General features: G+C 63.1%; 29 protein-coding genes. 19 read left to right on the top strand and 10 right to left on the bottom strand.

What is annotated here, in order from left to right; translation table 11 throughout:
- Positions 1 to 69: 69 nt before the first annotated feature.
- Complete coding sequence (gene ychF / locus ACPFL9_RS14335; RefSeq protein WP_426003485.1) at positions 70 to 1,155, top strand: redox-regulated ATPase YchF; 1,086 nt, start codon at positions 70 to 72, stop codon at positions 1,153 to 1,155.
- 118 nt (positions 1,156 to 1,273) lie between these two features.
- On the opposite strand, the gene ACPFL9_RS14330 is transcribed toward ychF, so the two are convergent.
- Positions 1,274 to 1,402, bottom strand: a complete 129-nt coding sequence (locus ACPFL9_RS14330; RefSeq protein WP_426003484.1) for a hypothetical protein — start codon at positions 1,400 to 1,402, stop codon at positions 1,274 to 1,276.
- Between the two features lie 108 nt (positions 1,403 to 1,510).
- Here ACPFL9_RS14330 and ACPFL9_RS14325 point away from each other — a divergent pair, with 108 nt between their 5' ends.
- The 8 genes from ACPFL9_RS14325 (at position 1,511) to ACPFL9_RS14290 (ending at position 8,536) form a co-directional block, all read left to right on the top strand.
- Positions 1,511 to 2,023: a DUF1877 family protein gene (locus ACPFL9_RS14325; protein WP_426003482.1), complete on the top strand. Its 513-nt coding sequence runs from the start codon at positions 1,511 to 1,513 to the stop codon at positions 2,021 to 2,023.
- A 56-nt stretch (positions 2,024 to 2,079) separates the two neighbouring features.
- Positions 2,080 to 2,193: a helix-turn-helix transcriptional regulator gene (locus ACPFL9_RS14320; RefSeq protein WP_426003481.1), complete on the top strand. Its 114-nt coding sequence runs from the start codon at positions 2,080 to 2,082 to the stop codon at positions 2,191 to 2,193.
- Between the two features lie 15 nt (positions 2,194 to 2,208).
- Positions 2,209 to 2,523, top strand: a complete 315-nt coding sequence (locus ACPFL9_RS14315; protein ID WP_426003479.1) for a nucleotidyltransferase family protein — start codon at positions 2,209 to 2,211, stop codon at positions 2,521 to 2,523.
- A gap of 86 nt (positions 2,524 to 2,609) precedes the next feature.
- Positions 2,610 to 2,969, top strand: coding sequence for a DUF86 domain-containing protein (locus ACPFL9_RS14310; protein WP_426003477.1), 360 nt, complete (start codon positions 2,610 to 2,612; stop codon positions 2,967 to 2,969).
- Positions 2,970 to 3,141: 172 nt separating this feature from the next.
- On the top strand, positions 3,142 to 4,824 hold the full coding sequence (locus tag ACPFL9_RS14305) for a peptide ABC transporter substrate-binding protein (protein WP_426003476.1): 1,683 nt from the start codon (positions 3,142 to 3,144) through the stop codon (positions 4,822 to 4,824).
- 126 nt (positions 4,825 to 4,950) lie between these two features.
- Positions 4,951 to 5,880 (top strand): ABC transporter permease, encoded by a 930-nt coding sequence (locus tag ACPFL9_RS14300; RefSeq protein ID WP_426003474.1) that lies wholly within the window; start codon positions 4,951 to 4,953, stop codon positions 5,878 to 5,880.
- Positions 5,870 to 6,814: an ABC transporter permease gene (locus tag ACPFL9_RS14295; RefSeq protein WP_426003472.1), complete on the top strand. Its 945-nt coding sequence runs from the start codon at positions 5,870 to 5,872 to the stop codon at positions 6,812 to 6,814. The genes ACPFL9_RS14300 and ACPFL9_RS14295 overlap by 11 nt, the downstream gene beginning before the upstream one ends.
- A 12-nt stretch (positions 6,815 to 6,826) precedes the next feature.
- On the top strand, positions 6,827 to 8,536 hold the full coding sequence (locus tag ACPFL9_RS14290; protein WP_426003471.1) for a dipeptide ABC transporter ATP-binding protein: 1,710 nt from the start codon (positions 6,827 to 6,829) through the stop codon (positions 8,534 to 8,536).
- A 146-nt stretch (positions 8,537 to 8,682) separates the two neighbouring features.
- Here ACPFL9_RS14290 and ACPFL9_RS14285 read toward each other — a convergent pair whose 3' ends face one another.
- Entirely contained in the window at positions 8,683 to 9,534 is an 852-nt protein-coding gene (locus tag ACPFL9_RS14285) for an SGNH/GDSL hydrolase family protein (RefSeq protein ID WP_426003469.1), read from the bottom strand.
- A gap of 283 nt (positions 9,535 to 9,817) precedes the next feature.
- On the opposite strand from ACPFL9_RS14285, the gene typA reads away from it, so the two are divergent.
- Both typA and ACPFL9_RS14275 read left to right on the top strand, forming a co-directional pair.
- Positions 9,818 to 11,734, top strand: a complete 1,917-nt coding sequence (gene typA, locus ACPFL9_RS14280) for a translational GTPase TypA (protein WP_426003467.1) — start codon at positions 9,818 to 9,820, stop codon at positions 11,732 to 11,734.
- Between the two features lie 25 nt (positions 11,735 to 11,759).
- The gene (locus tag ACPFL9_RS14275) at positions 11,760 to 12,140 is read left to right on the top strand and encodes a hypothetical protein (protein ID WP_426003466.1); all 381 of its coding nucleotides are present in this window, start codon (positions 11,760 to 11,762) and stop codon (positions 12,138 to 12,140) included.
- Here ACPFL9_RS14275 and ACPFL9_RS14270 read toward each other — a convergent pair.
- The gene (locus ACPFL9_RS14270; protein WP_426003465.1) at positions 12,137 to 12,394 is read right to left on the bottom strand and encodes a hypothetical protein; all 258 of its coding nucleotides are present in this window, start codon (positions 12,392 to 12,394) and stop codon (positions 12,137 to 12,139) included. The genes ACPFL9_RS14275 and ACPFL9_RS14270 overlap by 4 nt on opposite strands.
- 134 nt (positions 12,395 to 12,528) lie before the next feature.
- Between ACPFL9_RS14270 and fdxA the strand changes: the two genes are divergently transcribed.
- From fdxA to ACPFL9_RS14255, 3 genes are all read left to right on the top strand, one after another.
- Positions 12,529 to 12,855: a ferredoxin gene (gene fdxA, locus ACPFL9_RS14265; protein WP_018776555.1), complete on the top strand. Its 327-nt coding sequence runs from the start codon at positions 12,529 to 12,531 to the stop codon at positions 12,853 to 12,855.
- A gap of 14 nt (positions 12,856 to 12,869) precedes the next feature.
- Positions 12,870 to 14,018 carry a succinyldiaminopimelate transaminase gene (dapC, locus tag ACPFL9_RS14260; RefSeq protein WP_426003464.1) on the top strand — a complete coding sequence of 383 codons (1,149 nt, stop codon included), beginning with the start codon at positions 12,870 to 12,872 and terminating at the stop codon, positions 14,016 to 14,018.
- Positions 14,019 to 14,249: 231 nt separating this feature from the next.
- Entirely contained in the window at positions 14,250 to 15,533 is a 1,284-nt protein-coding gene (locus tag ACPFL9_RS14255; RefSeq protein ID WP_426003462.1) for a citrate synthase, read from the top strand.
- On the opposite strand, the gene galE is transcribed toward ACPFL9_RS14255, so the two are convergent.
- The gene (gene galE / locus ACPFL9_RS14250; RefSeq protein ID WP_426003460.1) at positions 15,454 to 16,428 is read right to left on the bottom strand and encodes a UDP-glucose 4-epimerase GalE; all 975 of its coding nucleotides are present in this window, start codon (positions 16,426 to 16,428) and stop codon (positions 15,454 to 15,456) included. The two genes, ACPFL9_RS14255 and galE, sit on opposite strands and share 80 nt — an antisense overlap.
- A 79-nt stretch (positions 16,429 to 16,507) precedes the next feature.
- On the opposite strand from galE, the gene ACPFL9_RS14245 reads away from it, so the two are divergent.
- Both ACPFL9_RS14245 and ACPFL9_RS14240 read left to right on the top strand, forming a co-directional pair.
- Positions 16,508 to 17,128: a TetR/AcrR family transcriptional regulator gene (locus ACPFL9_RS14245; RefSeq protein WP_426003459.1), complete on the top strand. Its 621-nt coding sequence runs from the start codon at positions 16,508 to 16,510 to the stop codon at positions 17,126 to 17,128.
- Between the two features lie 89 nt (positions 17,129 to 17,217).
- Positions 17,218 to 17,829 carry a hypothetical protein gene (locus ACPFL9_RS14240; protein ID WP_426003458.1) on the top strand — a complete coding sequence of 204 codons (612 nt, stop codon included), beginning with the start codon at positions 17,218 to 17,220 and terminating at the stop codon, positions 17,827 to 17,829.
- A gap of 10 nt (positions 17,830 to 17,839) precedes the next feature.
- On the opposite strand, the gene ACPFL9_RS14235 is transcribed toward ACPFL9_RS14240, so the two are convergent.
- The gene (locus ACPFL9_RS14235) at positions 17,840 to 18,682 is read right to left on the bottom strand and encodes a hypothetical protein (protein WP_426003456.1); all 843 of its coding nucleotides are present in this window, start codon (positions 18,680 to 18,682) and stop codon (positions 17,840 to 17,842) included.
- A 13-nt stretch (positions 18,683 to 18,695) separates the two neighbouring features.
- Entirely contained in the window at positions 18,696 to 19,721 is a 1,026-nt protein-coding gene (gene dapD, locus ACPFL9_RS14230) for a 2,3,4,5-tetrahydropyridine-2,6-dicarboxylate N-succinyltransferase (RefSeq protein WP_426003454.1), read from the bottom strand.
- Positions 19,722 to 19,826: 105 nt separating this feature from the next.
- Between dapD and dapE the strand changes: the two genes are divergently transcribed.
- Positions 19,827 to 20,951: a succinyl-diaminopimelate desuccinylase gene (gene dapE, locus ACPFL9_RS14225; protein WP_426003452.1), complete on the top strand. Its 1,125-nt coding sequence runs from the start codon at positions 19,827 to 19,829 to the stop codon at positions 20,949 to 20,951.
- Positions 20,952 to 21,023: 72 nt separating this feature from the next.
- Here dapE and ACPFL9_RS14220 read toward each other — a convergent pair whose 3' ends face one another.
- From ACPFL9_RS14220 to ACPFL9_RS14205, 4 genes are all read right to left on the bottom strand, one after another.
- A complete protein-coding gene (locus ACPFL9_RS14220) occupies positions 21,024 to 21,917 on the bottom strand; it encodes an amino acid ABC transporter permease (RefSeq protein WP_426003450.1) in 894 nt (297 codons plus the stop codon).
- Positions 21,914 to 22,564, bottom strand: a complete 651-nt coding sequence (locus tag ACPFL9_RS14215; RefSeq protein ID WP_426003449.1) for an amino acid ABC transporter permease — start codon at positions 22,562 to 22,564, stop codon at positions 21,914 to 21,916. The genes ACPFL9_RS14220 and ACPFL9_RS14215 overlap by 4 nt, the downstream gene beginning before the upstream one ends.
- 98 nt (positions 22,565 to 22,662) lie before the next feature.
- Positions 22,663 to 23,541, bottom strand: coding sequence for a glutamate ABC transporter substrate-binding protein (locus ACPFL9_RS14210; RefSeq protein WP_426003448.1), 879 nt, complete (start codon positions 23,539 to 23,541; stop codon positions 22,663 to 22,665).
- Between the two features lie 94 nt (positions 23,542 to 23,635).
- Positions 23,636 to 24,391 (bottom strand): amino acid ABC transporter ATP-binding protein, encoded by a 756-nt coding sequence (locus ACPFL9_RS14205; RefSeq protein ID WP_426003446.1) that lies wholly within the window; start codon positions 24,389 to 24,391, stop codon positions 23,636 to 23,638.
- A gap of 164 nt (positions 24,392 to 24,555) precedes the next feature.
- Here ACPFL9_RS14205 and ACPFL9_RS14200 point away from each other — a divergent pair, with 164 nt between their 5' ends.
- A complete protein-coding gene (locus tag ACPFL9_RS14200) occupies positions 24,556 to 25,389 on the top strand; it encodes a TIGR00730 family Rossman fold protein (protein WP_426003444.1) in 834 nt (277 codons plus the stop codon).
- Between the two features lie 18 nt (positions 25,390 to 25,407).
- Positions 25,408 to 25,767 (top strand): DivIVA domain-containing protein, encoded by a 360-nt coding sequence (locus ACPFL9_RS14195; protein WP_426003443.1) that lies wholly within the window; start codon positions 25,408 to 25,410, stop codon positions 25,765 to 25,767.
- The last annotated feature ends 69 nt before the right edge of the window (positions 25,768 to 25,836 follow it).

Genomic DNA, 25,836 nt, shown 5'->3' with positions numbered 1-25,836 from the left:
GCCCCCTTGGCACGTCAGGTCCGGTTCCGGCAAGCAGGCAAACCACCGTTCCGGGTAGAATCAATGCTCGTGGCTCTTACTATTGGCATCGTCGGACTGCCCAACGTCGGCAAATCAACCCTTTTCAACGCACTGACCCGTAACCAGGTGCTTGCTGCGAACTATCCCTTCGCAACCATCGAACCGAACGTCGGCGTCGTGAACCTTCCGGACCCGCGCCTGGCGAAGCTGGCCGAGATCTTCGGCTCCCAGCGTCTGCTGCCGGCACCCGTGTCGTTCGTGGACATCGCCGGAATCGTCAAGGGCGCCTCGGAGGGCGAAGGCCTGGGCAACAAGTTCCTTGCCAACATCCGTGAAGCAGAAGCCATCGCACAGGTCGTCCGCGTGTTCGACGACCCCGATGTTGTCCACGTGGATGGCAAGGTGGACCCGCGCTCGGACATGGAGACCATCAACACGGAGCTGATCCTGGCCGATCTCCAGACCATCGAAAACGCCATTCCGCGCATCGAAAAAGAAGTCAAGATCAAAAAGCGCGAGGCGGCGGAACTCGCCGCCATCAAGGCAGCCCAGGCTGTGCTCGAACGCGGCGACACCATCTTCTCGTCCATCAAGAGCGACAAGCTGGAGATGGGACACCTCAAGGAGCTCGGGCTCCTGACCGCCAAGCCCTTCATCTATGTCTTCAACGCCGACGAAGGCATCCTTGGCGATCCTGCCAAGCAGGACGAATTGCGTGGGCTTGTTGCTCCCGCAGATGCGGTGTTCCTCGACGCCAAGCTCGAGGCCGACCTCGTTGAACTGGACGAGGAAGAAGCCAGGGAAATGCTGGAAATGAACGGGCAGACGGAGTCCGGACTGGACCAGCTGGCGCGCGTTGGTTTCCACACCCTGGGTCTCCAGACCTACCTCACCGCAGGTCCCAAGGAAACCCGCGCCTGGACCATCCGCCAGGGTGACACCGCGCCGCAGGCCGCCGGTGTGATCCACTCCGACTTCCAGCGCGGCTTCATCAAGGCCGAGGTTGTCTCCTTCGACGACCTCATCGAGGCAGGGTCCATGGCCGAAGCCAAGTCCCGCGGCAAGGTCCGGATCGAAGGCAAGGAATACGTCATGGCCGACGGCGACGTGGTGGAGTTCCGCTTCAACGTCTAGCCAGGACCGGGGCCATTTGGGCGCCGACAACTCAGCAGGCCGCAGGTCAAGGAGTCTCACCACTCTAAGGCCTGCGGCCTTTGCTGTCGGGTCGAGCCGACGCCGACAGACGTGTCTCCTAGGAGTTCTTGGGTTTTTCCTCGGAGGTTGTTTTCGCGTCAGGCTCGGGAATGTCGTGGACCTTTTTCGGGATCTTTCCCTCGACGTCGGCAGGAACCGGGGGATCTTTTTCTTCGTCTGCGGACATGTGCCAAGCATAGTGGGGTCGGTTCGGGAGAGGCCGCTCAGGTGAGAGTTATTCACATACGCCTTTTGGCCTGTTCCTTTGCACTATCCGGCTTTGCACACTTGGCATATGGGAATCAGATACTACGCATATGCCTTCGACGGCGATGTTACCGACCTTGCGCTTGCCGATCCGAGACGTTTTCTATCGTCGGATCCATTAGCCGACGCTTGGGGCCTTGAGAGTGCGGACGGGGTCACTATCGCCACGTTCAAACAGTCCGTGCCTGAGTGCGACATGCTCTATTTGGATAAGGCGTGGCGGCAGCTACAAGCATGCACAGCGCCTCTCGCACCTGGAATGGAGGCGAGACCTGCATTTCGCATGTTCGAAGGCCAAGTAACAATGCATTACGACGGATGGGACTCATGGTTGCGCGTTCTCACGCCGGGGGAAATGGAGGCGGTGTCCCAGGACCTGAATCGCATCTCTGAGAACGATCTGAGGCAGCGGCTACCCGCTGTATCGCGCGCTGACCAAGAATCTGAGGTGAGCTATGCAGCTCATTACCTGCAGCAGGCGAAGAGCTTTGTCTCGAACCTTGTTACGAGCGGGCGCGGGATGGTGTATCTGATCGGATGAGCGAGAACTTGGCTTCCGTCATGCCGGTTGAACATATCACGCGATATCATTTTGGAGTGACCAATGTCGTGCGGGAACTTCGGGAAGCGGCAGGACTCAACCAGGCAGAGCTGGCATCCCGATCCGGCGTGGCCCAGCCCAACATTGCACCCTACGAAGCTGGTCGGTGAAGGGCGTCAGCGCAGATGGTTGAGTGTCTGGGAGCCGCTGCGCGCCCCTTCCCGCATGAAGCCCTCGACGCCCACCGCCGAGAATTGATTAACCTGGCCGGCTGCTTCGGACTCAGCAATCCGCGTGTCTTCGGCTCAGTCATTCGGGGCACCGACCGTCCAGGCAGCGACATCGACATCCTCGTCACACGATCGCCCGGGGTCGGATTGTTGACTGTCGCGGCGTTTGCCGCGGAAGCAAGTGAATTGCTGGGGGTGGAAGTTGACGTCGTCACCGATGGCGGATTGCGTGAAGATCACGAAATCCTGACTACCGCCGTCGCCCTATGAATTAAAGGGACGCAGCCGCACTTGGGGAGATCGTTCGTTTGTGTGTCGTCGCGGGTGCCCTCGCCAGGTGTGGCCGCGCCTGGTACATGGGCGATGCTGACAATGTGCCGGGACTGGCGGCTGAATCGTTGATTATCAAAATCGGCGAAAACGTCGCACGTTTGAGTGTTTACACGACCAATTCATACCCCGAGGTTCCGTGGTCGCTGATCAAGCGGATGCGGGATCGCCTCGCACATCACTACGAGGGCACGGATGGGACACCCTTGTCGCCGACCTCTGCCAACGATCCAGAATCTCATCCGCTCGATTACCTAGTTCCGGGCCAGTCGAATCTCATGGGTCCGAAACCGGGTTCAATCTTGCCCAAAATCTTTGTTGTCCTGCTGTCAGACAGCGAATGTTACCACCGGGTAAGGTTTGACTTGAAATTCCCGGCAATTTAGGCATCTGGAGGTTGCGGAACGGTTACAGTTTGGCCAGCATGTTCCAACATCCGGACGCAATGTGGGTAGGCTTACACTCACATGTAGGCAACGTCACAGTAGGAATCTGTGCCCTGCCTGGGGGACATCACGAATTTCCCCTGTCCAACTCCACGACTCCATAGGAGGCGGAATGCGTTTCTCGCGCACTTCCAAAGCTCTAGGCGTAGCGGCGATCATCGCCCTCGCAGCGACCGGTTGCGGCGGCGGCTCCGGCAGCAACACGAACACCTCAGCCGCAGGAGACCCCAACAAGGTCATCACCGCATACAGCAATGAACCCCAGAACCCGCTGCTTCCGGCCAACACCAACGAGGTGTACGGTGGCCGCGTCGTAGAACTGCTGTTCGAAGGCCTACGCGCGTACGACGCAGACGGCAAGCCGGTCAACGCCCTGGCGGAATCCATCGAAACCACGGATTCCCAGACCTGGACCATCAAGGTCAAGGAAGGTGCCAAGTTCACCAACGGCGAGGCAATTACTGCCAAGACCTTTGTTGACTCCTGGAACTTCGCTGCCCTGAGCACCAACCTCCAGAACAACGGCTTCTTCTTCGAATCGATCGAAGGCTACGCAGACGTCAGCGCCACCACCGAAACCACCGGTGCCGACGGCAAGAAGACCTCCACTCCGGCGCCGACGGCCCAGACCATGTCCGGCCTGACCGCTACCGACGACCAGACGATCTCTGTCAAGCTGACGCAGCCGGAAGCAGACTGGTCCCTTCGCCTGGGCTACTCGGCTTTCTACCCGCTTCCGTCGGAGGCCATCAAGGACCCGAAGAAGTTCGGCGAAAACCCGGTGGGCAACGGCCCGTACAAGTTCGAAAAGGAAGGTGCCTGGGTCCACGACCAGTCCATCTCCCTGGTCAAGAACGCTGACTACAACGGCCCCCGCGCTCCCAAGAACGGTGGCGTGACCTTCAAGTTCTACACCGATCCGGGCCCGGCCTACACCGACCTGCAGGCTGACAACCTGGACGTCACCGACGTCCTGCCGTCGAACGCCCTGAAGACCTACACCACGGACTTCCAGGACCGTAACTCCACCAAGCCGGTGGCCAACAACTCCACCCTGAACATTCCGGGCTACAACCCGAACTTCCAGGGTGAAGCCGGTCTCCTGCGCCGCCAGGCGCTGTCCCACGCCATCAACCGCGACGAGATCACCAAGGTCATCTTCAACGGCACCCGTACCCCGGCCACCGAGTTCACGGCTCCCGTGCTGGACGGCTACAAGAACGACATCCCGGGCAGCGACGTCCTGAAGTTCGACGTCCAGAAGGCCAAGGACCTGTGGGCCCAGGCTGAGAAGATCAAGCCTTACGACGGCTCCAAGCCGCTCCAGATTGCTTCCAACACCGACGGTGGCAACAAGGAATGGATCGACGCCGTAGCCAACGGTTTCAAGAACAACCTCGGCATCGACGCTGAAATCCAGCCGTTCGCCAAGTTCGCTGAAGTCCTGGACCTGCGCAAGTCGCAGTCCCTCCCCGGCCTGACCCGCGCAGGCTGGCAGGGTGACTACCCGTCGCTCTACAACTTCCTCGGCCCGGTCTGGGCAACCAACGCCTCCTCCAACTACGAGAAGTACTCGAACCCTGAGTTCGACAAGCTCCTCAAGGAGGGTCTGGCAGCCAAGACCCCTGAAGATGCAAACGCCAAGTTCAACCAGGCACAGGAGATCCTCTTCAAGGACCTCCCCGGCCTGCCGCTGTGGTACCAGAACCGCCCGATCGTGTGGAGCAACAACGTTGTCTCAGCTGAAACCGGCTGGAATGGCGGCATCCTCTACTACAACATCGCGGCCAAGTAATCCCCAGGATCTGAACTTGCCGTAAGGCATTGGGGGCCCGGCCTGGCGCCGGGCCCCCAATTGCTTGCCCCGGCAGGAAGGCAAACATGACACACCAACACCCGTCCAGAGAAAGGGGGGTGAACCGTGGTCCGCTACATTCTGCGTAGGCTCCTCCAGGTGATTCCCGTCTTCCTGGGAACCACCCTCCTCGTTTACTACATGGTATTCGCCCTGCCCGGCGACCCTATCGCGGCCCTCTTTGGCGAACGCCAGCCGCCGCAGAGCGTCATTGACGCGCTCCGCGCCCAGTACAACCTGGACCAGCCCTTCTGGGTCCAGTACGGAATCTTCCTGAAGAACGTTTTCACCTTCAACCTCGGCGTGGACTTCACCCAACAGCCCATTGCCGACGCGCTGGCACGTGCCTTCCCGGTCACGGCCATGCTCGCCATCGAGGCTTTGATCATCCAGGCGGTGTTCGGAATCGCTTTCGGTGTTTTCGCCGGACTCCGCAAGGGCAAGCTGTTCGACTCCACAGTGCTGATCGTTTCCCTCGTGGTCATCGCCGTCCCCACCTTCGTCCTTGGCTTCGTCTTCCAGTTGGTCTTCGGTGTCCAGCTCGGCTGGGCCAAGCCAACGGTTGGTGCGAACGCGGACTGGGGCAACCTGATCCTGCCGGCGGTGGTCCTTGGCCTCGTGTCCTTCGCCTATGTACTCCGCCTCACCCGCGCCTCCGTGGGTGAGAACATGAACGCCGACTACGTCCGCACGGCCACGGCCAAGGGGCTCTCCCGTCCGCGCGTCGTCATGGCCCACATCCTGCGGAACTCGTTGATTCCGGTGGTGACCTACCTCGGAGCCAACCTGGGTGGCCTCATGGGTGGAGCCATTGTCACCGAAGGCATCTTCAATGTTCCCGGAGTGGGCAACAAGCTCTTCCAGGCCATCCAGCGCAGCGAAGGACCCACCATCGTGGCAATCGTGAGCGTCCTGGTCCTCGTCTTCGTTGTGACCAACCTCCTGGTTGACCTCCTGTACGCCTGGCTTGACCCGAGGATCCGCTATGACCAGTAATACTGAACACTACGTTGCCCCCATCGACGAGACGCCGCTCCAGGCCACGGATTCCGTCAAGACGGACCATGCGCCCTTGAGCCTGTGGGCAGATGCGTGGCGCAAGCTCCGCCGTCGCCCGATGTTCATCGTCTCGTCGTTGTTGATCCTGCTGTTGACCACCATTGCCATCTTCCCGGGGCTGTTCACCAGCGTCGCTCCGAATAACGATTGCCAGCTGGCAAATTCGGAGGCGGGTCCCACCGAGGGACATCCGTTCGGGTTCACCCTCCAGGGCTGCGACGTCTACTCGCGGGTTATCCACGGTACCCAGGCTTCCCTGGCGGTTGGTGTCCTGTCCGTGCTCTGCGTGGTCATCATCGGCGTCACGCTGGGTGCACTGGCCGGCTACTACGGCGGTTGGCTTGACGCCGTCCTGGCCCGACTCGGTGACATTTTCTTCGCATTGCCGATCATCCTCGGTGCCCTGGTGGTGACCCAGCTGCCCTTCTTCCGGGAGAACCGGGGCGTCTGGACAGTGGTGATCACCATATCCCTGTTGGCGTGGCCGCAGATGGCCCGCATCACGCGTGGTGCGGTGATTGAGGTCAGGAATGCCGACTTCGTCACGGCGGCCCGTTCGTTGGGCGTTTCGAAGTTCGGTGCCCTGCTCAAGCATGCGCTGCCCAACGCGTTGGCTCCCGTGATCGTCCTTGCCACCTTGGAACTCGGTGTCTTCATTGTCCTTGAAGCAACGCTGTCCTTCCTGGGCGTGGGGCTGCCCCTCAGCGTCATGTCGTGGGGCAATGACATCTCTGCGGCCAACGCCTCGATCCGCACCAATCCGGGCATCCTTCTTTACCCGGCCGCCGCACTGTCCATCACCGTCCTGAGCTTCATCATGCTTGGCGACGCCGTCCGCGATGCTCTTGATCCCAAGAGCCGTCAGCGCTAAAGGAGGCGAACAATGACATCAGCCAACATCAGCATTGATGAAGCAACTGCGCAGGTACGGCCCATCCTGGAAATCAAGGACCTCGCCATTACGTTCAAGACCGGCACGGGAGACGTGCAGGCGGTCAAGAACGCCCACCTGACCATCATGCCGGGTGAGACCGTCGCCATTGTGGGGGAGTCCGGTTCAGGCAAATCGACGACGGCGCTCGCCGCCATCGGCCTGCTGCCGAACAATGGCCGGGTCTCGGGAGGGCAGATCCTGCTCGACGGCGAGGACATCGCCAACGCACCGGAGAAGCGGATGATCGAGCTCCGTGGCAGCCACATCGGCATGGTTCCGCAGGACCCCATGTCCAACCTCAATCCCGTGTGGAAGATCGGCTACCAGGTGCGGGAGACCTTGCGGGCCAATGGTCGTCCGGACGGCCCCGAGGATGTTGCCCGCGTCCTGGCCGAAGCGGGCCTGCCCGACGCCGCGCGTCGTGCCAAGCAGTACCCGCATGAGTTCTCCGGTGGTATGCGCCAGCGTGCCCTGATCGCCATTGGCTTGAGCTGCCAGCCCAAGCTGTTGATTGCCGATGAACCCACGTCCGCGCTGGATGTGACAGTCCAGCGCAGGATCCTGGACCACTTGGACACCATGACCACCGAGCTGGGTACTTCCGTCCTGCTCATCACGCACGACCTCGGCCTTGCGGCCGAACGTGCTGACAAGGTGGTGGTGATGTACCGGGGCAACGTGGTGGAAGCAGGTCCCTCACTGGAACTGCTGCGCAACCCCCAGCACCCCTACACCAAGCGCCTGGTGGAGTCCGCTCCGTCGTTGGCGTCCCGCCGCATCCAGGTGGCCAAGGAGCAGGGGGTGGAGGCCGAAGACCTCCTTGCGCCCGTGGAGGCAGCGGAGCAGGCGGCTGCGGACGATGTCCTGCAGATCCGGAACCTGCGCAAGATCTACAAGCTGCGCCAGGGACTGGGCCAGTCGGCCGACTTTGCGGCGGTGGACGACGTCAGCTTCAACGTCAGGCGTGGCACCACCACCGCGATCGTGGGCGAGTCCGGTTCCGGTAAGTCCACCGTGGCCAAAATGGTGCTCCAGCTGGAAAAACCAACAGAGGGGTCCATCGTCTTCGACGGCGTGGACACTGCTGGTCTGAAGGGCAAGGAGCTTTTCAAGTTCCGGCGGCGGGTCCAACCGATCTTCCAGGACCCGTACGGTTCGCTGGACCCGATGTACAACATCTTCCGGACCATCGAGGAACCCTTGCGGATCCACAAGATCGGCAACAAGGCCAGCCGTGAAAAGAAGGTCCGTGAGCTGCTGGACCAGGTGGCCCTGCCGCAGTCAATGATGCAGAGGTATCCGAACGAACTCTCCGGAGGCCAGCGGCAGCGTATTGCCATTGCCAGGGCCCTGGCTTTGGATCCCGAAGTCATCATCTGCGATGAAGCCGTGTCTGCGCTGGACGTCCTGGTCCAGGCGCAGGTCCTCAACCTGCTGGCGGAACTCCAGGACAACCTGGGACTGACGTACCTGTTCATTACCCACGACCTCGCAGTGGTCCGGCAGATCGCCGACCACGTGTGCGTCATGGAGAAGGGCAAGCTCGTGGAAACGGGCACCACGGACGATGTCTTCGACAATCCGCGCCAGGCCTACACGGAGGCACTGCTGGATGCCATCCCCGGTGGTTCCCTGCTGCTTCCCCCGGCGGTGGCCTGACCGGCGTCGTACTTCACGGACGCCGCATCACAGCGAAGAGCCGGTGGTCCCCGAAAGGGAACCACCGGCTCTGGCATTTAAGTGTTGCGGGGCCCGCACTACGCGGGTCGACGACGACAAAGCCCGCAGAGCACGCCCAACAACGGCTACTGGCCGGCCGCCGGGGCGTCGGTTTCGGGCCGCGGCGACAGGCCCAATGAAGCCAGTTGGCCGGCAAGGACCTTGCCAAGCTTTTCGTGCCCCGAGGGTTTCATGTGCACGGCGTCCTGGAGGTCCGCGACGGCGTCGTACCGGGTCAGCCAGTCACCGGCGCTGACGAACGGAATGGAATGCTTCGCTGCGATCCTGCCCAGCAGCGCATCTACCTCGGTACGGCGCCCGCCACCGTTGGCCGCACCGCGGGCGAGTGTCCCGATCATGGCCATCCGCGCGCCGGGGTAACGCTTCTTGAGCGCGGCAATGAGCCGCTCGGCGTTGCTGGTGACCTGGGCGTCCGTTGCCTTTTGGGAGGCGTCGTTGCCGCCACCCTGCAGGACGATCAGCGGCGGGTTGCCGTAAGGCAGCAGCCAGTCGCCGCGCTGGAGGGCGTCGATGTAATTGCCGGTCTTGCCGTTGGAGGCCACGAAACCGGTGCCGCCCATGCCCACAACGTGCAGCTTGTAGCCGAGCGCCGCAACGCCCCGCTGCGGCCACGAGTCCTGGGGCATGGCCTGCGAGTCGCCGATCAGCACTGCCGTGTGTTCCACATCGGCCAGGACAATCTCGTTCCGGTTGTTGGCGGGGTTCTTGTACAAGCTGCCCACGGGCAGTTCACTTGCTGCAGGGCTGCTGGGGCTCGTTACGGGTTTGCCCGCGGCAGCAGTGGCGGCCGCGGCCGGCACAGCCGAACGGGTGGGGGAAGGCGGGGTAGTGGCCGGGTTCGATCCGCAGCCGACCAACAGGACGCCGGCGGCGACCAGGGGTGCGAGCGTGCGGAACGCGGCCGAAGCTTGTCGCATCGATGGTCTCCGTGTGGCACTGGTTTCTGCAGCCATCATGGGGCAACGGACCGGAAAAATCCAGTATCTGGACTTTGGGGTTACCAAAGAGTAACGGGTAGTGAGCGGGACCACATTTAACAGCGGTTTCCCTTGCTTTTTAGGCTGATAAATGCAGGTGCGTTTAGAATTGCATCAGGTGCCCTGTGTCCCGGGGTCTTTTCGTTGTGTGTTCCGATCAGGTGATCAGGTATGCGCGCGGATCAAAACAGCTGACTTCACCACTGAAACGAGTCATAAACGCATGTCTGAAACTACCGTTAACACTGCGTCGCGGAGCGATCTGCGCAACGTCGCGATCGTCGCACACGTTGACCACGGCAAGACCACCCTGGTCGATGCCATGCTCAAGCAGACCAACTCCTTCGCCGCCCACGGCGAAGTTGAGGACCGCGTGATGGACTCCGGTGACCTGGAGCGCGAAAAAGGCATCACCATCCTCGCCAAGAACACCACGGTCGCCTACAACGGCCCGTCGTCCAACGGCGAGACCATCACCATTAACGTCATCGACACCCCCGGCCACGCCGACTTCGGTGGCGAGGTGGAGCGCGGCTTGTCCATGGTTGATGGCGTCGTGCTGCTGGTGGACTCCTCCGAGGGTCCCCTCCCGCAGACCCGCTTCGTGCTGCGCAAGGCCCTTGCCGCGCACCTGCCGGTGATCCTCCTGGTCAACAAGACCGACCGTCCCGACGCCCGCATCGACGAGGTCGTCCACGAGTCCATGGACCTCCTCCTCGGGCTGGCTTCCGACCTCGCCGACGAAGTTCCGGACCTGGACCTGGACAAGGTGCTGGAAGTTCCCGTGGTCTACGCTGCTGCCAAGGTTGGCCGCGCTTCCCTGGACCAGCCGGCCAACGGCTCCGCTCCCGAGAACGAGGACCTCGAGCCGCTGTTCAAGACCATCATCGAGCACATCCCGGCTCCGACCTACAACCCGGACGGCGTGCTGCAGGCGCACGTGACCAACCTGGACGCCTCGCCGTTCCTTGGCCGCCTCGCCCTGCTCCGTATCTACAACGGCACCCTCCGCAAGGGCCAGCAGGTTGCCTGGGCCCGCCAGAACGGAGAACTGAAGACCGTCAAGATCACCGAACTCCTGGCCACCAAGGCCCTGGAGCGTGTTCCCGCTGAGTCCGCAGGTCCGGGTGAGATCGTCGCCGTCGCCGGCATCGAGGACATCACCATCGGTGAAACCCTCACGGACGTGGAGAACCCCGAGCCGCTGCCGCTGATCACCGTGGACGACCCCGCGATCTCCATGACCATCGGTATCAACACCTCTCCGCTGGCCGGCAAGGTCAAGGGCGCCAAGGTCACCGCCCGCCAGGTGAAGGACCGCCTGGACAAGGAACTGATCGGTAACGTCTCCATCAAGGTCCTTCCCACCGAGCGTCCTGACGCCTGGGAGGTCCAGGGCCGTGGCGAGCTCGCGCTCGCCATCCTGGTTGAGCAGATGCGCCGCGAAGGCTTCGAGCTGACGGTCGGCAAGCCGCAGGTAGTCACCAAGATGGTCGACGGCAAGCTGCACGAGCCTATGGAACACATGACCATCGACGTGCCCGAGGAATACCTCGGCGCAGTCACCCAGCTCATGGCTGCCCGCAAGGGCCGCATGACCAACATGGCCAACCACGGCACCGGCTGGTGCCGCATGGAATTCATCGTTCCTGCCCGTGGCCTGATCGGTTTCCGCACCCGGTTCCTCACGGACACCCGCGGTGCCGGCATCGCAGCGTCCATCTCCGAAGGCTACGAGCCGTGGGCCGGTCCGATCGAATACCGCACCAACGGTTCGATGGTTGCCGACCGCGCCGGCGTTGTCACTCCGTTCGCCATGATCAACCTGCAGGAACGCGGCTCCTTCTTCGTGAAGCCCACCTCCGAGGTCTACGAGGGCATGATCGTGGGCGAGAACTCCCGCGCCGATGACATGGACGTCAACATCACCAAGGAAAAGAAGCTCACCAACATGCGCGCCGCTTCCTCGGATTCCTTCGAAAACCTGACCCCGCCGCGTGAGCTCACGCTGGAGGAGTCCCTGGAATTCGCCCGTGAGGACGAGTGCGTCGAGGTCACGCCGGAGGACATCCGTATCCGCAAGGTCATCCTGGACGCCAACGAGCGCGCCAAGGCCAACCGCGCCCGCGCCAAGGCCTGACGGCCGGCTGCCAAGGGATTACTGCATGAAGAGGAGGGTCGTCAGCGCCCGCGGCATCGCCGTGGCCGCGCTGGCGGCCCTTTTCGTTGCCGTAGCGGGGACTGCCCTGCACCGGCAGACGGTCCTGCTGGCCGGCGTCGATGTTCCCTGGGGTGTTGGGGCGGCACTGCTGCTGCTTGCCTCGGTGGAGCTATGGCTGGCAGCGTGGTCACGTTCGGTGATCCCGACGGCGGTAGCCGGCCTGGGCACGTACGCGGCGGTTGGCGTGGTCTCGTCTTCCGGCCCTGCCAAGCAGTTGGTGCTGGGCGACGTGGCGGGGAACAGTTGGGTGTTCGGGATAGCCGTGGTGACTTTGGCCATGCTGGTGGTCGCCAGCCGGCTCCGCCGCCGGGCCGCCGGAAACTAGCGGCCGCCGCGGCTGCGCTGGAGTGGTTCGCGGCGGGCAGGCGGAGGTGGTACCTCCTTGGCGGCGATGACAGCCGGCAGCGGAATGACGACGTCGGCAGCCCGGGTCCGCACGGTGACACTGCTTTCCGTCGTGGCCACCACATACCCCAGCGCATCGGTGAGGCCGTCTTCGACGCGGTAGCGGACCACCACGCGGATGCCCGGCTCTGCGGTAAGCAGGAACTGTCTGGGTGGCAAATGCGGGGGAGTCACCGTTTCATACTAAGTCGCCGGCTAGGTTGGCGTCACAGGCCTGTTGGATAATAGGGTCGGAAGTTGAATGCCCGGCATGCTGCCGGCAGTATTACCCGGCCGTCGCCGGGACAAACCGTTGAGAGGTCTGGGACGTGACGTACGTAATCGCGCAGCCGTGTGTGGATGTCAAGGACAAGGCATGTATTGAAGAATGCCCTGTCGACTGCATTTACGAAGGTGAGCGTTCCCTCTACATCCACCCCGATGAGTGCGTTGACTGTGGCGCCTGCGAGCCTGTGTGCCCCGTGGAAGCCATTTACTACGAGGACGACACCCCGGAAGAGTGGGCTGACTACTACAAGGCCAACGTCGAGTTCTTCGATGACCTGGGCTCGCCGGGCGGTGCAGCAAAGATTGGCAACACCGGCAAGGACCACCCGTTCATTGCCGCTTTGCCGCCGCAGAACCAAGACCACTAAGGGCGGTTGCATCCTTGATCTCCGCGGCACCCGCCTTCGGCCTTAACCTGCCCGACTACCCGTGGGAGGCCATGGCGCCTTACGTTGCCACGGCGTCCAAGCACCCCGGTGGCGCAGTGAACCTGTCCATCGGTACGCCGGTGGACCCCACTCCCGGACTCATCCGGGACGCCCTCGCAGCAGCATCGGATGCCCACGGATACCCGACCGTGCACGGCACCGAACCCATGCGGCAAGCCGTGGTGGACTGGTTTGCGGCCCGCCGCGGCGTTCCCGGCCTGGATCCCCGCGATGTCATGCCCACGGTTGGTTCCAAGGAGCTGGTCGCATGGCTGCCGTTCCTCCTGGGACTGGGATCCGGTGATGTGGTGGTCAGGCCAACAGTCGCCTATCCGACCTACGACATCGGAGCGATGCTGGCCGGTGCCACCGCTGTTGCGGCAGACAGCCTGGATGAACTCGATGCCGCCACCCGGGCCAAAGTGCGGCTGGTATGGATCAACTCGCCTGGCAACCCCACGGGCAGCGTCCGTGATGCCGCGTCCTTGCGGGAGATTGTTGCCCAAGCACGTGAAGTGGGCGCTGTGGTGGCGTCGGACGAATGCTATGCGGAGCTTGGCTGGGGGGAATGGGATGCGCAGCGCGGGGGAGACGCCGTCCCCAGCATCCTCGACCCCCGTGTTTCCGGTGGTTCCACCGACGGACTCCTGTGTGTCTACTCCTTGAGTAAGCAGTCCAACCTTGCCGGCTATAGGGCCGCTTTCGTAGCCGGTGACTCCGCGATCATGGCCAATCTGGTCAACAGCCGCAAGCACGCCGGCATGATTGTGCCTTTCCCTGTCCAGGAAGCCATGCGTGTCGCCCTGGGCGACGCCGCTCATGTACTGGCCCAAAAGGACCTGTACCGGGGCCGTCGTGAGCGGATCGTGCCCGCATTGGAGAAATTCGGGCTGACCATCCACCAGTCCAAAGCGGGGCTGTACCTGTGGTCCACGGCCGGTGAGGCAACGTGGGACACGGTTGCCCGGTTTGCCGATCTGGGCATCGTGGTGGGGCCCGGGGTTTTCTATGGTGATGCCGGGAACGGGTTCATCAGGGTTGCCCTCACAGGAACCGATGAGCGCATCGACGCCGCCGTGGAGAGGTTGAACGCAGCCTCATAACAATGCTGTGACTTGTGACACAAAGGGCGCCATTCCGCCAGTAACCGGACAGAACGGATTAGTTCCGCAGGGTTACTGGCGGTAGCTTTTTAACTGACTATCAATGGTGGCCTTCAATAAGAAAGCACTCCGGCCGTTGGAGCCCTGCAACAGCGGGGCCGAATGCGGCGTCACCAGAAGTTTGGTTGGACAAGTTCTATAGAGGCCCAGAGGCCTCATGAAGGGGACTCCATGACTGAGACCACCAGCGCGACACTGCGCCATGCCGGCGGCGAACTCGAACTGCCGCGCATCAAGGTTGTAGAAGGAAACGAAGGCTACGACGTTTCCAAGCTGCTGAAGCAGACGGGCGCCGTTGCCTATGACCCCGGCTTCATGAACACCGCGGCCACCACCTCGGCCATCACCTACATCGACGGCGACGCAGGCATCCTGCGCTACCGCGGTTACCCGATCGAGCAGCTCGCCCAGCATTCGAGCTTCCTCGAAGTTTCCTACCTGCTGATCTACGGCAACCTGCCCACCCCCACGGAACTTGAAGAGTTCGACCAGCGCATCCGCCGCCACACCCTGCTCCACGAGGAACTGAAGGGCTTCTTCGGAGGCTTCCCGCGGGACGCACACCCGATGCCCGTGCTGTCCTCGGCTGTCTCGGCGCTGTCCACGTTCTACCAGGACTCGCTGGATCCGTTCAACGCCGAGCACGTTGAAGTTTCCACCATCCGCCTCATGGCCAAGCTGCCGGTCATTGCGGCCTACGCACACAAGAAGTCCATCGGACAGCCCATGCTGTACCCGGACAACTCCATGAACCTGGTGGAGAACTTCCTGCGCCTGAGCTTCGGCCTCCCGGCAGAGCAATACGAGCTTGACCCGGTAGTGGTCAAGGCACTCGACCTGCTGCTGATCCTGCACGCAGACCACGAGCAGAACTGTTCCACGTCCACTGTGCGCCTGGTGGGTTCGTCCAACGCGAACCTGTTCGCCTCGGTGTCCGCCGGCATCAACGCGCTTTTTGGCCCCGCACACGGTGGCGCCAACGAGGCCGTGCTGAAGATGCTGCGCCAGATCCAGGCCGAAGGCATCAAGCCCGAGGACTACATGGAGAAGGTCAAGAACAAGGAAGACGGCGTCCGCCTCATGGGCTTCGGACACCGCGTCTACAAGAACTACGACCCCCGCGCCAAGATCATCAAGGCTACTGCCCACGAGGTCCTTGGCAAGCTCGGCGGCAATGACGAACTGCTGGACATCGCCATGCGCCTCGAAGAGAAGGCGTTGGCGGACGACTACTTCATCCAGCGCAAGCTGTACCCGAACGTCGACTTCTACACCGGCCTGATCTACAAGGCCATGGGCTTCCCGGAGAAGATGTTCACTGTGCTCTTCGCCATTGGCCGCCTCCCGGGCTGGATTGCCCAGTGGCGCGAAATGATCAACGACCCCCAGACCAAGATCGGCCGTCCGCGGCAGCTCTACACGGGGGAGCCGGAGCGCAACTACCCGGCCAACTGATGCGGCAACAGCGTAAATAACGACGGCGGCCGGTGATCTCGTAGGGGATGGGCTGGCCCACGGCCTTTTCGAAGGACCGCAGGACTTCCAGCACGGACGAACCCTTGCCGGAACCGAGGTTCCAGCGCCGGACACCTGGGCGGGTGGCGATGAAGTTCAAGGCCGCGACGTGGCCTTCGGCAAGGTCCACCACGTGGATGTAATCGCGCTGCGCCGTACCGTCAGGGGTGTCATAATCGCCGCCGAAGACCATGAGCTTCTCGCGACGGCCAACAGCCACCTGGGCGATGAACGGAACCAGGTTGTTCGGGATGCCCTGGGGATCCTCGCCGATGCGGCCCGATGGGTGTGCGCCCACCGGGTTGAAGTAGCGCAGGAGTGCTATATGCCAGCGGTCGTCGGCGTTGCCAAGGTCGGAGAGGATGTCCTCGATCTGTTCCTTGGTGCGGCCATACGGGTTGTTGGCACCGATCTCCATCTTCTCGATGTAGGGGATCGGGTTGTGCTCGCCGTACACGGTGGCGGAGGAGCTGAAGACGATGGAGCGGACGTCGTGCTTGTCCATGGCCCGGAGCAGGTTCAGGGTACCCACGATGTTGTTGTAGTAGTACGCCAGCGGCTTCCGGACCGATTCGCCCACGGCCTTGAGCCCTGCAAAGTGGATGACGGCGTCGATCTGGTGCTGGTCGAACACTGCCTCGACGGCGGGCTCGTCCACCAGGTCCACATTGTGGAACGCCGCGGTCCGGCCGGTGAGTTCGGAGACCCTGCGCAGGGATTCCTCGCTCGAGTTCGCGAGGTTGTCGAGGACGACAACGTCGTGGCCGGCTTCCTGGAGGGACAGTACGGTGTGCGAGCCGATATAGCCGGTGCCACCCGTGACGAGAATTTTCATGGTCTCTACGCTATCCGAAAGTGGGGGCTCGCCGCTCAGTGTGAGCGGTATTGAAGCACGTTCGTGCTAGAAAATACTGGTGCCCAAAATTGTTGATGCCGAAGCCCGGCGCCAGGAAGTTGTCCACGCCGTGTTTCGCATCATTGCCAGCGACGGCCTGGAGCGGGCATCCCTCCGGGAAGTGGCCGACGAAGCCGGCCTGGCCGTGGGCTCGGTGCGGCACTACTTCTCCAGCAGCGACGAGCTCCTGGTCTTTTCCTTCGCAGCGGTCATCGACCGGATCGCCGCACGCCTCGAGGAGGCACTGCAGGCAGTGGTGCACCAGCGGCCCGGAAGCCCTGACCATGACGCGGCCGTCCTGAACATGCTGGGGCAGCTTCTTCCGTTGGACGAGGAACTCGCGGTTGATGCCTGTGTGTGGATGGCGTTCCGGAACGCTGCCCGCATCAAGCCGGTGCTGTCGGAGGAGTCCGAACGGAGCCACAGGACCGTTGCGGCCCTGGTGGGACGACTGGTGGTGGAGTTGAGTCCCGGTCAGGCGACCGACCAGCAGGTCCTGGTGACTGAAGCCGAACGGCTCCTGGCGACCCTGGACGGACTGTGCATGCATGCGTTGCTTCACCCTGAATGGATGACGGCGCAGATGTGCAGCGACGTCCTGACAGCCCATCTCAAAGCCTTCGAGGCCCTTCCGGCCTGACGTTCCGAAGAGTGCCCTGCGCCGTTAACGTCGCGACGCTTCCGGAATAGACTGGGAGATGTCGGGAACCTGCCAGGGGAGGACTTCGGATGCATAAGTCAGGCGGCCCGGGGTGGCGCATCACCATGGACACCTCCGGGCCGATGCTCATTGCGCTGTATCTGCGTGATGTTGCAGGACTCGACGGAGCCGGAAAACCCCAACTGTCCCATGCTTCGCCCAAGGTGCGGCATGCGGACCACAGCCACCTGACCTCCGATGTCGGGGGACTCAGTGCCTTGAAAACCGAGTGGGAGGCTTGGTGGGAAAAGCTGGTGAAGTCCTATCCGGACCCCGCGATCGATTTGTCGCCACCGAGTTTCAAGGCCTTCGGGAACTCCCCGGCCCTTCAGCGGGTGTTGCAGGCCCACTTCGGTGCTGCCCTGGGATGGGCTACGGACAGGATTGACGAATATGCCGACCTGGAAGCCGCGCGTGAAGCCAACGGGCTGACCAGCGTCCTCAACGAGATGGTGGAGGACCGGCTGATGGAAGTCGGGCGGGGCTCCCGCGATTTCGATCTCACCATCATCGAATTGCCCCTCAACGAACCGCGGGCCTGGTACCTGGAGCCCAATACGATGATCATGAGCCACCGGCTGCTGTCCCAGCCGGACGTGTTCCGGAGCTACGTCCAGCCCGTGGTGGAACTCCTCGCCTGATTCCCGCTGCTCACGTGGCGGGGGCGGCCACCGTGATGGTGACCGCGTCGGCCGGTGCTGCCGACCCGGCCCATCCGTTGCGCTTCTCCCGGTTCCACGTTTGGCCCGCCACGTCCACTTGGGTGATGGCAAGGGCCTTGGCGTTGGCCACGGCCCAGTGGCCTATGGCCCACGCCTGGGTACCGCTGAGTTCCAGCCGCACCGAGCGGCCCTGGACGGTGGGAGCCTGGGTGCCGAACGCCGTCGTCAGTTCATCAACGACGGCGGCAGGGTCGCCTGCAGCGTCCGGCATGCGCAGTTCGCACGTCAGGGAAGCCTCAGAGTGTCCGGTGAGGGCGGAAGCGAACGCCCGGCCCATGTCCTCGTGCTGTGCATAGGCGCGGGGAAAGGCAGACCGTTGGACAGCCTGTGCAGCCTGGGTGATCTCCATGGTTTCGTAGCCCTGCACTTTGATCAGGCCGTCGTAGAAAGCGTTGCTTGCGTAGACGGGGTCCATGACCTGGGCTTCGGTGCCCCAGCCCTGCGAGGGCCGTTGCTGGAAGAGCCCACGGGAATCGGGTCCGGCCTGGTCCCCGTAGTTGATGTTCCGCAGGCGTGACTCCTGCATGGCGGTGGCCAGGGCGATGCTGGCTGCCCGGGGCGGCATTCCCCGACGCACGGAGATGGCTGAGATCAGGGAAGCGTTGGCGGCCTGGTCCGTGGCGAGTTCATGGCTGCCGGCGCCGGCAACAGCGACGCAGCGCTCCGGGACCAGGGTCTCGGAGCGCTGCAGTACGGCAACCACCGCATAGATGGCGCCGGCCACGAGGGCCAAGGCCAGTACCGCGACAACCGCGCGACGGAACCGGCGCATGGGTTTTCTCCAGCTAGTTGGCGTGCAGGGCCTCGTTGAGTTCAACGGTCTGGCCCTGGCGGGGCAGCACTTCCACGCCACCGGTGGTGGAGTTGCGGCGGAACAGGAGGTTCGGCACGCCCGAGAGTTCAACGGCCTTGACGATCCTGGTGGTGTCTTCGCCGTTCTCGTCCTTGGGGCCGGGAACGCGGACACGGGTTCCTGCCGTCACGTACAGGCCGGCCTCAACCACGGAGTCATCGCCGATGCTGATGCCAACGCCGGAGTTGGCGCCTAGCAGCACCCGCCGTCCCAGGGAGATCTTTTCCTTGCCGCCGCCGGACAGGGTGCCCATGATCGAAGCACCGCCACCAACGTCGGTGCCATCGCCTGCCACGACGCCGGCAGAGATGCGGCCTTCCACCATGGAGGTGCCGAGGGTGCCGGCGTTGAAGTTGACGAAGCCTTCGTGCATGACCGTGGTGCCCTCGGCGAGGTGGGCACCCAGGCGGACGCGGTCGGCGTCGGCAATCCGCACGCCGGTGGGGACCACGTAGTCCACCATGCGGGGGAACTTGTCCACTCCGTACACCACCACGTTGCCGCGCTTGCGCAGGCGTGCACGGGTGAGTTCGAAGCCCTCCACCGCGGCGGGGCCGAAGTTGGTCCACACGACGTTGGGGAGCTTGCCGAAGATGCCGTCCAGGTTGATGCTGTTCGGCGTGACCAGCCGGTGTGACAGGAGGTGCAGGCGCAGGTAGGCGTCGGCGGTGTCCGCCGGGGCAGCGTCGAGGTCGATCTGGGCGAAGACTACCTTCTGCTCGGTTCCGCGGTCCGCATCCTTGCCTTCTTCGGCGAGGGCCGTCAGCGCAGGGTCGGCGTTCTCAACGTCGCGGAGAGACCCGGCGGCGGCACCCAGCGACGGTGCGGGATACCAGACGTCAAGTACGGTTGCTTCCCCGGAGGCGGAGGTGGCGATGGTGGCGAGGCCGAATCCGTAGGCCGTTCGGTCGTTTACGGTGGCGTTTGCGGGCACAGCAGAGGAAGCAGTTTCAGTCATGCGCCCAGTGTATCCAGCGCCTGCTGCCCGGCTGAAACCCGTTCCATAACGTGGAGGTCGCATTCCCGGCGGACGTCCGGGCGCCGCGGCAGTTAAGGTGGAGGGGTGACCCTGAATCCAGCACCCCTGCTCCTTGACCTGCGCCAGGACGTCGCGCAGCTGACTGCCGCGCTCATTGACATCAACTCTGTGTCCGGCAAAGAGACCGTGCTCGCCGACGCCGTCGAAGCGGCACTGCGGGCCGTACCCCAGTACACGGTGGTCCGCGATGGCGACGCGATCATCGCACGGACGGAGCTTGGCCTGCCGGAGCGTGTCATCCTGGCCGGCCACCTGGATACCGTGCCCTTGCCCACCGTTGAAGGGTCGCTCGGGACTGTGCCGGCAACCTGGGAATCGGGCGTTCCCGGTGAGGGCGTCCTCTACGGGCGCGGGACCACGGACATGAAGGGCGGCGTCGCCGTGCAGCTGGCACTGGCGGCAACACTGTTCGACGGCGGAACCCCGCCGGACAAGGACGTCACCTTCGTCTTCTACGACCACGAGGAAGTGGAAGCGGTGAAGAGCGGGCTGGGCCGTCTGGTCCGCAACCACAGGGAACTCCTGGACGGCGACTTCGCCATCCTCCTCGAACCCACCCACGGCACAGTGGAAGGTGGCTGCAACGGCACCAGCCGGTTCGAGGCCACCACCATCGGGGAAACCGCCCACTCAGCCCGGGCATGGATGGGTGTCAACGCAATCCATGCCGCGGCGCCGATCCTTGCCCGGCTGGCTGCCTATGAGCCACAGACAGTAAACGTGGACGGCCTGGACTACCGCGAGAGCCTCAACGCCGTGAAGATCAAGGGCGGAACAGCGGGCAACGTCATACCGGACCGGTGCGTGGTGGAGATCAACTACCGGTTCGCCCCGGACAAGACACCCGACCAGGCAGAGGCACATGTCCGCGGTCTTCTTGAGGGTTTCGACGTAGTGCGCACCGACTCAGCAGCCGGCGCGCGTCCGGGACTGAACCACCCTGCTGCCGCGTCCTTCGTAGCCGCCGTGGGTGCCGAGCCCAAGCCCAAATACGGTTGGACCGACGTCGCGCGCTTCAGCGAACTGGGCATCCCGGCGGTGAACTTCGGACCCGGCGATCCTCTGCTGGCGCACAAGGACAATGAACACGTCGACGCCGATGCCATCCGTGAGTGCCTTCGTGCACTCCGGACGTGGCTGGGGCGGTAGGCCCTCCCCGAACACCAAGAAGGTCCGCAGCCGGTTGGCTGCGGACCTTCTTTATGGGTTTGTTGGTGCTGACTACTTCTTGTCAGGATTCTGGATGTTCTTGTTGTCGGCCCCGGCTGGAGCGTTCACGTCGAGATCAACCGTTTTGACGGCGGACGCCACACCGCCGGCGGCCTTCTTCGAGCCGCGGCGTTCGATCCAGATGGCAATCCGGGAAACGGACAGGTTGATCAGGATGTAGATCGCGGCACCGACGAAGAATGCCGGGAAGAGGAAATCCGGGCCCAGGAAGTCGGCCATGATCTGGATCTTCCGCAGGAGTTCCTCGTAGCCCACGATATAGCCGAGCGACGTGTCCTTGAGCAGCACCACCAGCTGTGCCACCAGGGATGGGAGCATTCGGCGGACAGCCTGCGGGAACTCGATGATCATGCGTGACTGGAAGCTCCGCAGGCCGATCGCAAGGCCGGCCTCGCGCTGGCCCTTGGGCAGGGACTGGATGCCTGCCCGGAGGATCTCGGCGAAGATGGCAGCGTTGTAGAGCACCAGGCCGGCCACGACGGCGGTGAACTGCCCGGTGGCGAAAACCAGCAGCACGAACAGCATCATGAGGACCACGGGCATGCCGCGGAGGAACTCAAGGACCACCTGCGTGGGCACCCGGATCCATGCGATGAGGGAAATCCGGAGGAGGCAGAGGGCGATACCGAGCGGGAAGGCGATGATCGCGGCAACCGCTGCTGCAGCCAGCGTGGACAGAATTCCCTGCCCGATCAGGCTCCACACGTCCGGTGCCATGGAACCGTAGAAGATCTCCCAGCGGTCGGCGTCGAAGATGCCCTGCTGGGCCAGCGTCAGCACCGCAATGGCCAGGACGGCCACGATGATGATGATGCCGGCGACGGAACCGAGGAGCGAGTACAGGCGGGCCTTGGGCCCGGGGACGTCGTACAGGACCGAAGTCATCGGGCAATCGCCACCTTTCGTTCGACAAAGTGCGCCAGCAGGCCCAAGGGCACCGTGATCAGCAGGTAGAAGAACGCAACGCCCAGCAGGACCCAGAGCACTTTGTCTCCGTAGTCGTTGGACAGCTGCCGGCCGTAGCCGAAGAGTTCGAGCACGAAGAATGCGCCTGCAACGGACGAGTTCTTGACCAGGGCGATCACGATGTTGATCAGCGGCGGTACAACCGTCCGGAGTGCCTGGGGAAGAACAATGAAGCCCAGGACCTGGGTGAAGGTCATGCCGATGCTTCGTGCGGCTTCCGCCTGGCCAACCGGGACGCTGTTGACGCCGGAGCGGACTGCCTCGGCGACAAACGCAGCGGTGTAGCTGCTCAGGGCGATGATCGCGGCGACTTCAAATTGGTCAAACTTCACGCCAAGCCGGGGAAGGACCACGGCGGAGAAGAAGAAGATGATGGTGAGGGGCGTGTTTCGGGCGACTTCCACATAAAACATGCTGAAGCCGCGGAGGGCAGCGACGGGAGACACCCGCATGGCCGCCAGGAGGGTCCCGAGGATCAGGGCAATGAGCCCCGAAATCAGGGAGAGGTACAGGGTACGGAGAAATCCGTCCCAATATTGGGGGAGGCTTTCAATGACGGCGTCCATGGCTTCCTTCGGCTGCAGCTAATCAAGGAACAGGGTCCTGGGTCCGGAAACTGCCGCCGACCGGTCTTCCCGGACGGCGGCAGCAACAGGATTGGCGACTAGTAACGGTCGATGGTGGGGAGCTCGGGAGCGGTCTTGATGACCTTTCCAGCAGTAGCTTCCCAGGCCTTCTTGTAGGTGTCGTCCTTGGCGAAAGCTTCCAGCTGGTCGTTGATCCAGTTACGGAAGACGGTGTCGTCCTTCTTGAGACCGATACCGTAGGGCTCCTTGGTGAAGGTTTCGTCCGAAGCGAGCTTGAAGGCGTCCGGTTCCTTGTCCACGTAACCGGCGAGGATCACGTTGTCAGTGGTCACGGCAACAACCTGCTTGTTGCGCAGCGGCTCCAGGCAAGCGGTGTAGTTGGCGGCGGGAACAAGCTCGGCGCCGTACTTCTCAACAATCGTCTTGGCCGGGGTGGAGCCGGTGACGGAGCAGACCTTCTTGCCCTGGACGTCCTCGGGCTTGGTGATGGAGTTGTCGTCCTTGTTCACCAGCAATGCCTGGCCGGCTTCGTAGTACGGTCCTGCGAAGGAGACTTTTTCCTTGCGGGCGTCGTTGATGGTGTACGTAGCGATCACGATGTCCACGCGGCTCTGCTCGATGAACGGTTCGCGGTTCTGTGAGACCGTCTCAACCCACTCGATCTTGTCCGCCGGGATACCCAGCTTGGCGGCGATGGCCTTGCCGATTTCAACGTCGAAACCGACCGGCTTGCCGTCCAGGCCCTTCTGGCCGAAGAGCGGCTGGTCGAACTTGGTGCCGATGGTGATCTTCTGGGCCTTGCTCAGCTTTTCCATGGTGGTGCCGGCTTCGAACGTCGGCGTCGCAACAGGGGGAGTGGTTGAGCTGCCTCCGCCACCGCAGGCGCTCAGGGAGAGAGCGAGGGCTGCGGTTGCGGCAACCAGGAGAGACTTCCTCCGGGTGATAAAAGCCTTCATGACATTCCTTTCATTGATGGGCCGCTTTACGGCCTGGGTGCGGTCCTTGCGGCCTGGGTGCCGGCCTGGGGGCCTGGATGTGGGCCTGGGAGGACTAGTGGGTCAGAAGCTTGGACAGGAAGTCCTTGGCACGGTTGCTCCGGGGGTTCGTGAAGAACTCCTCGGGAGCGGCATCTTCGACGATCTGGCCGTCGGCCATGAACACCACGCGGTCGGCTGCCTTGCGGGCAAAACCCATCTCGTGGGTGACCACGATCATGGTCATGCCTTCCTTGGCCAGTTGGATCATGACGTCCAGGACCTCATTGATCATTTCCGGGTCCAGTGCCGAGGTCGGCTCATCGAACAGCATGACCTTGGGCTTCATGGCCAGCGCCCGGGCGATCGCAACACGCTGCTGCTGTCCGCCCGAGAGCTGCGCGGGGAGCTTGGGAGCCTGGTGGCCAACGCCTACGCGTTCCAGGAGGGCCATGGCCTCGCGTTCAGCAGTTCCCTTGGCAACGCCTTTGACCTTGATCGGCCCCAGGGTGACGTTCTCCAGGATCGTCTTGTGGGCGAACAGGTTGAAGGACTGGAAGACCATCCCGACATCGGCGCGTAGGTGCGCGAGTTCCTTGCCTTCCTCGGGGAGCTTCTTCCCATCGATCGCGATCTCGCCGTCGTCGATCGTTTCAAGACGGTTGATCGCACGGCACAGGGTGGACTTGCCGGAACCCGAGGGTCCGATGACCACCACGACTTCGCCCTTCTTGACCTGAAGGTTGATGTCTTTGAGGACGTGCAATTGACCGTAGTGTTTGTTGACGCCATTCAGGGAGACGAGAGCATCGCCGGACACATGAGTAGTCATACGACGAATCTAGCGAACAAAGATGCAATTATGACCACGGTCACGGCAAGTTCTCCAAGATCGTGACTGAACAGAAACCTGCTTCCCGGACCCGTACCGCAACTGCAATGCAAGAACCGGGTCGCTGGGGCAGCGTACGCGCCCATGCACGCTAGCCTTGGGCAATGAGCATCAGCCAGCACCCAGTTCCCCATCCGGATGCCAATGGAAGGTCAGGCGGCACTGTGCCCCTTCCGTCGGACATTGCACCGGCCAAGCACAAAGGCCCCTTGGAGCTTCGGCGCAAACAGGCGGATGCGGGAATGTCGGACCAGCATTTGCTCGATTCAAAGGGCGCCGGCCAATTCATCCACACCGACCCCTGGCGCGTCCTGCGGATCCAAAGCGAGTTCGTGGAGGGCTTTGGTGCGTTGGCGGACCTGGGCCCTGCGGTGAGCGTGTTCGGTTCCGCCCGGACGCGGCCCGGTACGGAGTACTACGACATGGCCGTCGATGTGGGACGCAAGCTCGCAGAAGCCGGTGTCGCCGTCATTACCGGTGGCGGGCCGGGCTCCATGGAGGCTGCCAACAAGGGCGCTGTGGAGGGCAACGGCGTGTCCGTGGGACTTGGCATTGAGTTGCCGTTCGAACAGGGCCTGAACCCGTGGGTGGACCTGGGCATCAACTTCCGGTACTTCTTCGCCCGGAAGACCATGTTCGTCAAGTACGCCCAGGGCTTCGTGGTCCTCCCCGGCGGGCTGGGTACCCTTGACGAGCTGTTCGAGGCCATGGTCCTGGTGCAGACACGCAAGGTCACGTCGTTCCCGATCGTCCTGTTGGGCGTCCGTTTCTGGGGACCCATGATCGAATGGATCCGCGACACCCTGGTGGCCGAGGGAATGGTTTCCGAGAAAGACCTCGACCTCATCCAGTTGGTGGACGACCCCGCCGACGCCGTCCACCGCGTGCTGCATGGAGCGCCCCTTCCGAGCCCGACCGGGGAGCAGCGGCCGGAATAGGGCCGGCTATCTGGCACGATGGTGGCTGTGAGCTTTTTCCTCGTTTTCCTCGCGGTCGTCCTCATTGGAGCTGCCCTGTATCTGGGTGCGGGACTCGTGCGCGGAGGCAGGATGGGCGCAGGCCTTGATGAGCCCGTCCCCAACCTGCCTCCCGTCCTCCTGCCGGCTGACGCGACGGCAGCCGACGTCGATGCCTTGAGGTTCGGTTTGGGCCTGCGGGGTTACCGGATGGACCAGGTGGACCAGGTCCTCGACGAGCTCAAGGACCAGCTGGAAGCGAAGGACCGCGAAATCCAACGTCTTTCCGCCCACCCACGCTCCGGTTCACAGCCATCCTCCCGGGCCGGGGAAAGCGACGCCGGCCACTTGGCACCGTGACCGCGCCGGTCCCTGCCGCGCCATCCACCGAAGGCCCGGTGCCCCTGATCACCGGCGCGTTGTCGCGGG

The organism is Paenarthrobacter sp. NyZ202 (assembly GCF_049860755.1).
In the GTDB taxonomy this organism is placed as follows: Bacteria; Actinomycetota; Actinomycetes; order Actinomycetales; family Micrococcaceae; genus Arthrobacter.
Note: the sequence above shows the minus strand (reverse complement) of the source record. Positions and strands in the feature narration are given on the sequence as shown.